General features: G+C 41.1%; 9 protein-coding genes and 1 pseudogene. 5 read left to right on the top strand and 5 right to left on the bottom strand.

Translation table 11 applies throughout. From position 1 onward, the window contains the following. Window positions 1-74: 74 nt before the first annotated feature. The 5 genes and pseudogenes from IIC38_18900 to IIC38_18880 all read left to right on the top strand — a co-directional run bounded on the left by IIC38_18900 (window position 75) and on the right by IIC38_18880 (window position 4,890). The gene (locus IIC38_18900; GenBank protein MCH8127994.1) at window positions 75-440 is read left to right on the top strand and encodes a VOC family protein; all 366 of its coding nucleotides are present in this window, start codon (window positions 75-77) and stop codon (window positions 438-440) included. A 131-nt stretch (window positions 441-571) separates the two neighbouring features. After that, on the top strand, window positions 572-2,068 hold the full coding sequence (locus IIC38_18895; protein MCH8127993.1) for a serine hydrolase: 1,497 nt from the start codon (window positions 572-574) through the stop codon (window positions 2,066-2,068). A 244-nt stretch (window positions 2,069-2,312) separates the two neighbouring features. Continuing rightward, complete coding sequence (locus tag IIC38_18890) at window positions 2,313-2,582, top strand: DUF4231 domain-containing protein (GenBank protein ID MCH8127992.1); 270 nt, start codon at window positions 2,313-2,315, stop codon at window positions 2,580-2,582. Window positions 2,583-2,602: 20 nt separating this feature from the next. Further along, window positions 2,603-3,942, top strand: a pseudogene (locus IIC38_18885) (DUF839 domain-containing protein). Window positions 3,943-4,674: 732 nt separating this feature from the next. Further along, window positions 4,675-4,890, top strand: a complete 216-nt coding sequence (locus tag IIC38_18880) for a hypothetical protein (protein MCH8127991.1) — start codon at window positions 4,675-4,677, stop codon at window positions 4,888-4,890. A gap of 88 nt (window positions 4,891-4,978) precedes the next feature. On the opposite strand, the gene IIC38_18875 is transcribed toward IIC38_18880, so the two are convergent. From IIC38_18875 to IIC38_18855, 5 genes are all read right to left on the bottom strand, one after another. Further along, window positions 4,979-5,275, bottom strand: a complete 297-nt coding sequence (locus tag IIC38_18875; protein ID MCH8127990.1) for a DUF2442 domain-containing protein — start codon at window positions 5,273-5,275, stop codon at window positions 4,979-4,981. Between the two features lie 213 nt (window positions 5,276-5,488). Continuing rightward, window positions 5,489-6,310 (bottom strand): DUF4097 family beta strand repeat protein, encoded by an 822-nt coding sequence (locus IIC38_18870; GenBank protein MCH8127989.1) that lies wholly within the window; start codon window positions 6,308-6,310, stop codon window positions 5,489-5,491. A 13-nt stretch (window positions 6,311-6,323) separates the two neighbouring features. Then, on the bottom strand, window positions 6,324-7,181 hold the full coding sequence (locus IIC38_18865) for a hypothetical protein (GenBank protein ID MCH8127988.1): 858 nt from the start codon (window positions 7,179-7,181) through the stop codon (window positions 6,324-6,326). A gap of 10 nt (window positions 7,182-7,191) precedes the next feature. Continuing rightward, window positions 7,192-8,049 carry a HEAT repeat domain-containing protein gene (locus IIC38_18860; protein ID MCH8127987.1) on the bottom strand — a complete coding sequence of 286 codons (858 nt, stop codon included), beginning with the start codon at window positions 8,047-8,049 and terminating at the stop codon, window positions 7,192-7,194. Next, the gene (locus tag IIC38_18855; protein ID MCH8127986.1) at window positions 8,046-8,600 is read right to left on the bottom strand and encodes an RNA polymerase sigma factor; all 555 of its coding nucleotides are present in this window, start codon (window positions 8,598-8,600) and stop codon (window positions 8,046-8,048) included. Before IIC38_18855 ends, IIC38_18860 begins: the two co-directional genes overlap by 4 nt. Between the last annotated feature and the right edge of the window lie 381 nt (window positions 8,601-8,981).

The following is an 8,981-nucleotide window of genomic DNA, read 5'->3' as shown; positions in this document are numbered from 1 at the left end:
ATTCATGAATAATGCAAGTTAATTCAATAAATTCGAAAAATTACTTCTTGTAACTATTTTTTTAGGAGAGTAAAATGGCAAAGGTTTTAGGCGTGGGTGGTGTTTTTTTCAAATCAGAAAATCCGGGCAAATTACGGCAGTGGTATGCCAAATGGCTTGGACTGGATAAAGAAGGACCAGGGGTTTCGTTTTCGCCGGCTAAAATGCCGGAGAACGGTTACACTGTTTGGAGTGCGTTTGATAGTTCAACCTCCTATTTTTCTCCTTCATCTAAAGAATTTATGTTTAACTTGATTGTGGATCATCTCGAAAATGCTTTACAGCAAGTAAAGGAAGGCGGTGCGGAAAATGTCGGTGAGATTGAGAATTATGACTATGGCCGTTTCGGATGGTTCATGGATCCCGATGGCGACAAGGTTGAATTGTGGCAACCTAATTAAAAACCGACTTTTTAAATAATTTCAAATATTTTGACTATTAAAAACATTGCAGATCAATGAAAAACAGTTTGTCATAACACGAAAGAAAGTCGGTTTTTGCTATGAGAGAAAAATAAAATACGGAGAAAACCATGAATGGACACAACTCATTTCGCAAATATTTAAGTTTTCTTTTACTCATTTTAACACTGGTAGTTAAAGCTCAAACTTGTTTCGCCCAAACAAAAGCTCAAAAGCTTGACAACCTGATCACCACATGCTACGAAAACGGTCAATTTAATGGCGTTGTTTTTCTTGCTGAACATGGCAATATCATCTATCAAAAAGCCCTGGGAATAGCCAATTACAAAACAAAAGAGCAGCTCAGCTTGGATTCTCAATTCAGGTTGGCATCCGTTTCCAAGCAGTTCACAGCTATGGCGATTATGATGCTGAAAGAAGAAGATAAATTGACCTATGAAGATGATATCAGGAAGCATATCCCGGAATTGCCTTATGGGTTCATCACGATTCGGAATCTGCTGAATCATACTTCAGGATTGCCGGATTATGTCACTATGTTTAATAAACATTGGGAAAAAACTCAAGAGAATTCCTCCGCAAAAAAGGTGGCAGCGAACAATGACGCCATCGAACTATTGGCTAAACATAAACCGACTGTTCATTTCGCACCTGGAGATCGCTGGGAATACAGCAATACCGGCTATGTCATTTTGGCATCTATTGTGGAAAGGGTTTCTGGGGAAGAGTTTGACAATTTTCTGAAGCTGCATGTTTTTACTCCATTAAAAATGACAAGAACACTTGTCTATAGCCCAATCAAAGATCAGCAAATGGAGGACAGAGTTTATGGGTACCGATTGGCCCTGGATGGCAGTAGCACAACACCCAATGATCATCATTACCTCAATGGCATTGCCGGTGATGGTGGAATCTATTCTACAATTGGTGATTTATTCAAGTGGGATCAGGCTTTGTATACAGAAAAACTTGTAAACCGATCAACATTGGAGGAAGCTTTTCAACCGGTTACTCTCAATAATGACAGCACACATAACTATGGATTTGGCTGGGGTATTGGGGAAACGAAAGCAGGGAAAAAGAGAGTGAGCCACTCCGGCGGTTGGGTTGGATTCAGAACCTATATCCATAGAGAAATTGAAGATCGCAATACATTTATCATCTTGACAAATCACTCCAGTTCATATCTCAACAGCATCAGGCAGGAGATTCTGAATATCCTTCATGACCGTGAGTATACCATCCCAAAAATTTCAATTGCCGGTATTCTTGCAAAGACCCTTCGAAATGAAGGTCTTGACCGGGCAATCCATCAATATCATCATTTGAAAGTTGAAGAAATTGACAAATATAATTTTGCTGAACGTGAATTGAACACGCTTGGCTACCATTATCTGCAAAATAACAGTTTTGATATTGCAATCACAATCTTCAAATTAAATGTAGAAGTTTATCCCGAAGCTTATAACGTCTACGACAGTTTAGGAGAAGCCTACATGAAAGCAGGAAAACTGGAATTGGCCATCAAAAATTACCAGAAATCTGTGGAGTTGAATCCTGATAACACCAATGCGGTGGATATGTTGAAGAAGCTGAAAGTGGAGTAGGTGTTGGAGGGAAATGAATATAAGGAGAACCTTGCATTCACTGATATGGAATGTACAGTTATTTTAAGCTTTAACTATTTATCGTAGTTAAAGCAAATAAAAAGGAAAGAATTATGGATAAGGAACAATTTGATATATATGCAAAAGGAAGATACGAAGATCAAATAACCTGGTACAATAAAAAATCAATTTCGAGTCAGAAAAAATATAAGTTTTGGCTGCAGTTGTCATCATAGCATCCACCATGACTCCAATACTTGTCGCACTTGATTTAACAAAATCGTTCATTATTATTATCTCAGCCATTGTGGCTATCGGAACGACAGTTTTAAAAGCATTTAATTATCAAGAACACTGGATCAATTATCGAACAATTTGTGAAACATTAAGAAAAGAAATCTATTTTTATTCATCACTTAGTAGTGAATACAAATCTACTGATGATCCCAAGTCTCTTTTTATAGAGAGGATTGAAAATTTAATATCCCAAGAGAATACCATGTACATTTCCTGAAAACCTGTAGTGCTGTTTCGATGGGATTTCTTGGTTTGTCTAAGTTTTCGTGTGCGCCCATAAAATCAATCGGACAACCAGGTTTACGTGCACATGGCTATGGTCCACTAAGACCGGATCCTGATGGAATTCTTGACTTGCCGAATGGGTTTACTTACTAAATAATCTCTCAACCAGGCGATATGATGGATGACGGTTATTTTGTGCCGCCAATACCAGACGGTATGGCTACCTTTGCCGGACCAAACGAGTTTACGATTGTGGTTAGAAATCACGAGATCAACCCTGGCAGAAAAGGCACCTACGGAAAAAAGCACGAGTTATTTAATAAAATTGACCCCAATAAAGTGTATGATGATGGTAAAGGAAAGACGCCAGCCTGCGGGGGCACAAGCACTTTTGTTTATGACACTCATAACCAGGCAATAGTCACCCAATACCTGAGTCTGGCCGGATCAGTTCGCAACTGTGCCGGTGAACCCACTCCCTGGAAATCCTGGATCACCTGCGAGGAAACCAACGATGTGCCGGAAAATAGAAACGGTATTCTTATCGAAAAATATCACGGCTTTAATTTTGAAGTGCCAGCCTCTGCAAAAATTCAGTTAGCCGATCCTATTCCCTTAAAGTCGATGGGGCGGTTCCGCCACGAAGCTATTGCTGTCGATCCGGCAACGGGTATTGTTTACCAGACGGAAGACAGGGGCAATGGTTTGATATATCGTTTCATTCCAAATGAACCCCGAAAATTTGTCAAAGGAGGAAAACTGCAAGCATTGAGAATTGTAGACGGACGAAAAGACACCCGCAATTGGGGTGATGAACAGATTAAAGTTCGTGAACGCCTGAAAGTGGCATGGATCGATATGGAAGATGTTGAAGCGCCGGAAGATGATCTCCGTAAGCGTGGCCACGATAAGGGGGCGGCGCTGTTTGCGCGCGGTGAAGGTATGTGGCGTGGCGAAGACGGTGTTTACTTTGCCTGTACCAGTGGTGGGAAGAAAAAATGGGCCAAATATGGCGCTACATTCCCGGTTCTGTTGAAGGCGGGGAAGAAGGTTATGAATCCGGTATTCTCGAACTATTTATTGAGTCGAATGATTCCGAGCTGATTAAGAACGCCGACAATTTGACCATCGCCCCTTGGGGCGACATAATCGTTTGTGAAGACCGCAGCGGCGATGAAGTCAGATTGGTCGGCATCACGCCGCAGGGACAGTTTTACACGTTCGCTAATCATCATAAACATACTGAATTTGCAGGTGTTTGCTTTTCCCCGGACGGAACAACTCTTTTCATAAATATGCAGCGAGCCGGACTAACACTTGCCATTACGGGACCGTTTTGGAAGTCCGCTTAGTAGATATTAAAAGGAAAGACTGATTCATCTTAATAAGATTAACCTGACCTATTCATAAACCTTATAATTGTTATCCAAGAAAAGATCATTTCACCCTATTTTCATGCTTAACATTCTGCTTTTTCATATGTATGGAAATAGATCCCGTCCCCGACGGGATGACATAATTGGAAGTTTTAAGCTTAAAAACATGATTCATGAATTATCCAGGTTAATAGCTAAAATAGGGATAGCAACTGCAGTATCCGCTTTCTTTCCTAAATCTACTTGCTTCCGGATTTTGATAAAAAACTTCCACCATCCGATTAGATCTCGTGCATTTCAGTTTCTCGAAATCTCCCTTCCAAAACCAGTTGGCGCATTACACAAATATGAATCGGCCCGGAAGAGGCGGTGATCTTTTACCGGCAACCAGCTGATATTGATGCCTCGTTGGGCGATTTGAAAAATGAAGGCCTTGACCGCAACAACATCGCCGACACCTTTATAGGCTCAAACAATACGACGAAGCCCGGCCGGAAATCATGCGGGCGATTGAGTGTGACCGCCAATTTGGTCATGCGGCCGAACCGTGGAAAACCTTAAGTATTTTACACGACATAGAAGTAGTGGCCGGGGACCACGGGGCCGCCCGGGCGGCATGGCGGCAGGCCCGGGCCGCCTACCTCGGGCCTCTACCGGCAGCAGGGGGGTTATGCGCAGCGAGGTAACGGGAAACTGGTGGAGCAGGTATTGGGCCTTATCTCTCAACAAAAGGAAGATGAAATCGAACCGCTATTCAAACAACTTGCTAATGATCCGAAGGTAACAGATTCACGCAAGCAATTGATACAGGCTGTAGTCACTATTCTCGATGGCTCCCGGGACCCGGTCCTGGCCGATGATCCAGCCCTCTATTTCGCTGATGCGGCGGAGATTCTCTTTCTCATCGAGCGGTTGGAGAAGTAGGTGAGCATTTGCAAGTAGACCCCCGATAAAAAATTAGACCGGATTAACAGGATGAACAAGATTAAAACAAAATAAAAAATAAAAAGCTCTAGATTACTGAAGCAGACCATTGTTTTGCACGTTCTCTAAGGGCTGATTCATAGTCTGGCCAGTTATGAAGAGTCTCCGGATCAAAATCCGCACCATTTGGCCACACTAAAGTTTCAAATTCCGGATCTAGCTTCACCTGGTTGAATAGGGATAGATCTCTTAATGGTCCATAGAGCTCACCTTTGAGAATAGCTTCGAAGTTTATTGTTTGAGTAGTTAAATCATTAAAGTCTATTCGTAAGGTATATGGAGCAACAATTTCAAACGATTTGACATGATAAATTTTGTGTAGCATTTTGGACACCTTACTTTACTTATTTTGAAATATGAGGTAAATACATATATATGTCAGCGAATGTCAAGTTATTTCTTTGGTTCATTAATAAAAAGATCCCCGATAAAAGCATTCGGGGATGACAGTTTGGTAGTTCTCTAACTGAATTTTTGTCACAAACCACCCCTAACCCCTCCTTAAAAAAGGAGGGGAATTACTACAATTATTACTATACTAATTCTTCCTGATATAAATATTGCCATTATATGTGGAAAAATGCATTTCCGGACCGCCGCCGTTTAACTTGCCAACCATATCGCCTTCCAATCTTACTTTATACTTACCGCCTTTTCTGCGAGGACTTTCTTCAATTCTACGAATGGTGCGTTTGACCTCGATTTCAAAATCACTGTAAATATTGCCGTTTTGGGTTTTTAATCTTAAGTCAGCTTTTACATTTGACGGGAAAGTAACATCCACTTTGCCATTGAAAGAAATAAAGGACATCGCCTTATTCGGTTTTACATTCACAAAGGATACGATTACATTGCCATTGGTCGTGTTCGCAATCACGGTACCGGAAACATCCATGATCCTGATGCCGCCATTGGTATTGTTTGCTTCAATTTCACCTTCGATATTTTCCACCACAATATCTCCGCCGTTGACTGTTGAAATTCGCAGGGAAGTATTCACAGGAACATCGATGACCAGGTCCGATCTTGAATTGCCATGACCGGAAATTTTCATCCTGTTATCTTCTTCCTCGATAGTAAAGCCCATGCTCGTATTAGGAATTAAATACATCCCTTTCGATTTTTTTCTACGAGAATTTTTATTATTATTGCGATATATGGTTTCTATGATCACTTCATCGCCATCATAACCACGAATTGTAATTCCACCATAGGTTAAGCTAACTTTCAAGTATCCCGGCTTCGATGGATCGCTAAATTCGATAGTGAACTTTTCACTAACCTGCTCCTGGGCAAACCCGGGCCATGCCATAAATGCAGCAGCAAGGAATATTAAAGTTGTCATCCAATTCTTTTTCATTTTTCTACCCTTTCTAGTCTTTATTTTCATAAATATAAATGTTGCCGTTAAAACCATCCAATTCAATTTTGGGTCCACCCTTTCCTACCCTCACATTAGCGCCACGATTACTCTTGTACACATACTTGCCATTTTTCTTTCGTACCGGCTTCGGTAAAATAGTGGGTAAATAAGTGAAAGGAAAATCCGAATAAGCCTGGCCGTTAAAAGTCTTAATGTGTAAATCGGCGGAGAAGCCAGGCTGAAAAGTAACATCTACATTGCCGTTCAGAGAGCCAAAATAGGAATCCTTTTGGGGATTTTTCGTGAACGTAACCCTGACACTTCCATTCAGGGCGTACACATGACCGGCTCCGTTGATTTTTTCCATTTCGATGCCGCCATTGATGTTATCCACTTCATAATTTCCGGTTACATTGGTAACGGTGATCTCACCATCGTTGATCGTCTTTAAAAACAGATCCGTTTTGTGGGGAACTTTGATTTCAAAATCATAGGTAACTTCATAACCGTAATGCCGCCAGCCTTTATAGTTGATAGAGCCATCTGCGCGGCGAAAGGGTCCATCAACATACAAGGAAATGGTATTGTCATCATCACTGATATCCAGAGTGACTTCCTCTTGTGCTCGTTTCATCTTGCGATCCGAACGGGCTTTTATTGTGTACTTTGCAACGAGTTGGACATCATTGCCATTATACCCGACGATCTCGATCGATCCGTTAACATTATCAACAACAAGCTCACGGGGGCCACTACCGCTAAACTTTAATGTTTTCCTGATGATTTCTCTTTTGGTATCCGTTGCCGCCAGGTTTGCAATGCTGAAGACAACTAGAAAAATGGTCAGTATGATTCTTTTAAAATTCATGAGTACTCCTTTAGATTAATTGTTCTATCCCTAATTTCGCCCGCTCGCGAACAGCTACGTTGACACTATCATTTTCGGAGATTTGTTTTAATGTTTCTATCGCTTGTGTTGCGCCCTTCTTCACCAAAAGTTCTATCAATTCAAATTGGATCAAGGGTGATTTCTGCACCGCCAGGGATTGAATCAGGCCTGATTTTACTTCAGGATTGTTGGAAAACAGGAATAAGGATTGAATAGCCGCTAATCGTACATTGACATTGGGATCATTATTTAAAGTATTCAACAAGGCGGTCAGGATTTCCTGATCCGGTCTTTCAACTTTCGTTGTAAAACTGACGCCTTTGAGGCGCTCGCTTGGCGACTCTTGATTTAACAAAGCAAGGCTGACCAGTTGTCTCATCGAGCGTACGTCCTCCTGCAATGCCGTCAGTTGACTCTGCGTGCGTACCTCTTCCTGCAATGCCGTCAATTGAATATTCCCGGTCTGTTCAGGTTCAAACCGGCTTCCGACAAATATGCCCAGGAGCAATAGTGCCATTGAGAAGCCGATTTGAATAGCAGGATTTTTTGGCCACCAGCGTTCGATCCAGCTATTGATAACATCCCGAACTCTTGGCGCTTGTTGTGATTGCGATAAACCTTCCTGGTAAGCAGACAGCATGGTATAAAAGCGCTCGCGCGTTGCTTCACCGGGTTGTTCGTCTGGCAGCGTCCCGAGTTTCATCCAGACTTTCTGAGCGCTCAGAACCTCCTTTGAACACGAATCGCACGTGTTAAGATGCTCCTGGATTTCAGATAAGATGGTCTCGTCTAAATCTCCGATGATGAAATCCGGTAAATATTCTTCAATTCGTTTACAATTCATCATATTCTCTCTCCGGATAATTCATAAAAAATACCCCTTAAATCTTTAATAGCCCGATGAACCAACACCTTTATGGTAGATACCGGGCAATTCAATATTTTTGAAATCTCTTCATATTTTAAATTTTGAAAGCGGCTTAGGACCAATACTTCTCTTTTTTTAAATGGCAGCTTGTCCAGCGCTTTACGAACCATAGCAGCCTCCTGACTGGTTTCCAATTCTTCCGTTGCAATAGGATCCTGGCTGACTGGCTCCCGGACATCTTCATCCGGCAAAACCTCTAACTTGCGTTTCCGGTAGTAATCGACTCGTGCATTTCTTGCGATTTGGTACATCCAGGAGGTAAATTTGCTGTCACCACGAAAACTGTTTCGATATTTCAAAATCCTGAGGAAAACCTCCTGTACAAGGTCATCACTCAATTCACGATTCCCTGTAAGTTTTAAGAAAAAATTAAATAACACGACATGATGCCTTTCAAATAAGAGTCCCAATTTATCGATTTGACCTTCTTTAACAGCAAACATAAGCTGTGTATCTGAAATTGGATTCAATCGTTGCCTTTCTGTTTTTGCAAATTTAATATTGTAGACTAAACTTAAGCAAAAAGGTTACACCGATATCTTCGGGAAATTTGTAATCCTGAATGTTTTTGGAAATCTAATTTAATGTGCGTTCAATATAAGGGTTTTGCTTTAAGTTAGCCAGTCTGGGCCTTGGCTTTTAGCTGTTGGCCTTTAGCTTAATGATGAGATTATTTTATCATTTTTTATTCACTATTGGTTATTGGCATAATGAAAGTGCACCCGTAAAGGTGTACTTGAATGGTAAAAAAATGTGTATTATCCTACTGTTGTAAATGTTCATTAAATTGTGATTCAACTGATGACCAAAAAAAACTTATTAAGTATCGCGAGAAGGTTAATCTTCTCTAC

Source organism: candidate division KSB1 bacterium, from assembly GCA_022566355.1.
Taxonomy (GTDB): Bacteria; Zhuqueibacterota; JdFR-76; order JdFR-76; family DREG01; genus JADFJB01.
Note: the sequence above shows the minus strand (reverse complement) of the source record. Positions and strands in the feature narration are given on the sequence as shown.

Bases quoted from the DNA above. Each gene is read 5' to 3' on its own strand.
- IIC38_18870 (MCH8127989.1), bottom strand. From the start codon at position 6,310: ATGAAAAAGAATTGGATGACAACTTTAATATTCCTTGCTGCTGCATTT.
- IIC38_18865 (MCH8127988.1), bottom strand. From the start codon at position 7,181: ATGAATTTTAAAAGAATCATACTGACCATTTTTCTAGTTGTCTTCAGC.
- IIC38_18895 (MCH8127993.1), top strand. From the start codon at position 572: ATGAATGGACACAACTCATTTCGCAAATATTTAAGTTTTCTTTTACTC.
- IIC38_18875 (MCH8127990.1), bottom strand. From the start codon at position 5,275: ATGCTACACAAAATTTATCATGTCAAATCGTTTGAAATTGTTGCTCCA.
- IIC38_18890 (MCH8127992.1), top strand. From the start codon at position 2,313: ATGACTCCAATACTTGTCGCACTTGATTTAACAAAATCGTTCATTATT.
- IIC38_18900 (MCH8127994.1), top strand. From the start codon at position 75: ATGGCAAAGGTTTTAGGCGTGGGTGGTGTTTTTTTCAAATCAGAAAAT.
- IIC38_18860 (MCH8127987.1), bottom strand. From the start codon at position 8,049: ATGATGAATTGTAAACGAATTGAAGAATATTTACCGGATTTCATCATC.